The sequence below is a fragment of the Meiothermus cerbereus genome (genome assembly GCF_051297115.1).
Taxonomy (GTDB): Bacteria; Deinococcota; Deinococci; order Deinococcales; family Thermaceae; genus Meiothermus; species Meiothermus cerbereus_A.
The window spans coordinates 1-2,497 of sequence record NZ_JBEVAL010000136.1; the positions used below are offsets into that span (position 1 = coordinate 1).

2 protein-coding genes are annotated in these 2,497 nt (G+C 64.6%); one reads left to right on the forward strand and one right to left on the reverse strand.

Going from position 1 to position 2,497, the window contains the following annotated elements:
- The coding region (locus ABWU19_RS14655; protein WP_435902381.1) for a vitamin B12 dependent-methionine synthase activation domain-containing protein at window positions 1-928 on the forward strand (928 nt) is incomplete at its 5' end.
- 228 nt (window positions 929-1,156) lie between these two features.
- Here ABWU19_RS14655 and ABWU19_RS14660 read toward each other — a convergent pair.
- Complete coding sequence (locus ABWU19_RS14660) at window positions 1,157-2,242, reverse strand: 5-(carboxyamino)imidazole ribonucleotide synthase (RefSeq protein ID WP_435902382.1); 1,086 nt, start codon at window positions 2,240-2,242, stop codon at window positions 1,157-1,159.
- Window positions 2,243-2,497 lie beyond the last annotated feature (255 nt).

Sequence of the window (2,497 nt, forward strand, 5' to 3'; positions counted from 1 at the left end):
CTACGAAATTCTGCAGGAGAAACTGATGGCCGGTTCCGAGTACATCCCTTCCAACACCCCGCCCGCCCCCCGCATCCCCCGCCCCCCCTTCTGGGGCCGAAGGGTGGTTGACTCGAGTGAGCTAGAGATTGGGGTCATCTCCCGCTACGTCAACAAAAACGCCCTCTTCCGGGGGCAGTGGGGCTTCCGTAAAGGCGACATGAGCCAGCCCGAGTACGAGGCCTACCTCGAGCGCCTGGCCGAGCCGATGTTCGAGGAGATGGTGCTGCAGGCCCTGGCCGAAGGCTGGCTCGAGCCCGCGGTGGTCTATGGCTACTGGCCGGTAGCATCCGATCAGAACGAACTAATCGTCTTCGACCCTGGGTCGGGGGCCGAGCTGTTCCGCTTTAACTTCCCCCGCCAGATGGGCACAGGCTCGCGCCACCTGTGCATCGCCGACTTCTTCCGCCCCCGCCACGCCCCGCCCATCGGCAACGAGCAGGCCTGGTTCCCCCCAGCGGCCTGGGAGAATGGCGCCCGCGACGTGCTGGCCGCCCAGGTGGTCACCATGGGCCGCCGGGTCTCGCAAGTGGCGCAGGAACTCTTCCGCTCCGACGCCTACCAGGACTACCTGTACCTGCACGGTTTCTCGGTGGAGATGGCCGAGGCCCTGGCCGAGTACTGGCATAAGCGCATCCGTCAGCAGCTCGACATCGCCCAGGACGACGCCACCAGCTTAGAAGCGCTCTTCCGCCAGGGCTACCAGGGCAGCCGCTACAGCTTTGGCTACCCGGCCTGCCCCCGCCTGGAAGACCAAAAGTACCTGCAGGAGCTTCTGCAGTGGCAGGAAATTGGCGTGGAGCTGAGCGAGGAGTACCAGCTCCACCCCGAGCAGTCCACCAGCGCCATCGTGGTGCACCACCCCGCCGCAAAGTACTTCAACCTGTGATGTTGAAGCCAGTTACTCTATCGTTGTCTGTTGGGGCCCCCCTAAAGCAGCATGAGAAGCCCTTACAGCAGGTGCGCTTTGAACGACTCTTGGTAAAACGCTTCGGGTGGGGTTCCAGTTGCGCCAGGGCAGATTGGCAAAACCAGCGGAATGAGTCAATGCATACCTGACGCAATTCCTAAAGCGAACTTTCGGTACGGCATCTTGCATTTCGCTTATGGAGACACTTCACAGCACCGCCTCGAGCCGGGCCAGGCCGGTCTCGAGCTCCCTGGGCGTACCGGCCCGCAGGGTCACGTGCCCCACCTTGCGCCCGGGGCGCACCTCTTTGCCGTACCAGTGCAGGTGGGCCCCAGGAATTTCCAGCACCCGGGCAGGCTCGGGCTTCAGGCCAATCAGGTTCAGCATGGCCGCATGGCCGCGGGGGGCGGTAGAACCCAGGGGCAGGCCCAGCACGGCCCGCAGGTGGTTTTCGAACTGGCTGGTCTCGGCCCCTTCGATGGTCCAGTGCCCCGAGTTGTGCACCCGGGGGGCCATCTCGTTGGCCCAGAGGGTGCCTTCGACCTCGAACAGCTCGATAGCCAGCACCCCCACGTAGTCGAGCTTTTCCAGCACCCGCCGGGCCATGTGCTCGGCCTCGTGCTGCAGTCGGGCCGGGGTGATCGGGGCAGGGGCCAGGCTTTTGCGTAGAATCCCGCCCACATGGTGGTTCTCCACCAGCGGGTAAAAGGCCACCTGGCCGCTGGTGCTTCGCACCGCCAGGATGGAAAGCTCGCGCTCGAAGGGCACAAAGGCCTCCAGAATGAGGGGCTGCCCGCCCAACTGCTCCCAGGCCGCCTCGAGGTCGGCGGGCGAACGCAGAAGCTTCTGGCCTTTGCCGTCGTAGCCCAGCCGCCGGGTTTTGAGCACCGCCGGCCATCCGGTGCGCTCGAGGCCATCTTGCAGGTCGCTATAGGTCTGCACCGGGTAAAACAAGGGGGTGGGGATGCCCAGCCCCTGAAAAAAGGTCTTCTCGGCGAGCCGATCCTGGGCCACTTCCAGGGCCACAGGCGGGGGATAAACGGGCAGGCGCCGGGCCAGCCAGGCCGCCGCCGCCACCGGCACGTTCTCGAACTCGTAAGTGAGTAGCGAGAGGCCCTCGGCAAAACGGGCCAGCGCGCCCTCGTCGGTGTAGTCGCCCACCACCAGCTCTGCCAGCTGGCCTGCCGGGGCTTCGGCCAGCGGGTCAAAAAACCTGAAGCGCAGCCCCAGCGGATACCCCGCCAAAGCCAGCATACGCCCCAGTTGTCCACCTCCCAAAACGCCTATCTGCACCCCCATAGCCTACTCGAGCCTGGGCAACGGGCCAACCCGTCGGGGCCCCTCCCCACACCGTCCAGGTTGCGCCAGGGTAGATTGGCAAAACCCGCGGAATGAGTCTATGCGTACCTGGCGCAATTCCTAAAGCGATCTTTCGGAACAGCATCTTGTATCCAACATTCCGCACCCCCCTTCACTCCAGCAGGTAATATCGCTCCACCCCCAGCAGGCGGGCTGCTGTCTCGTGATGGGGTGTCAGGTTGAGCACCC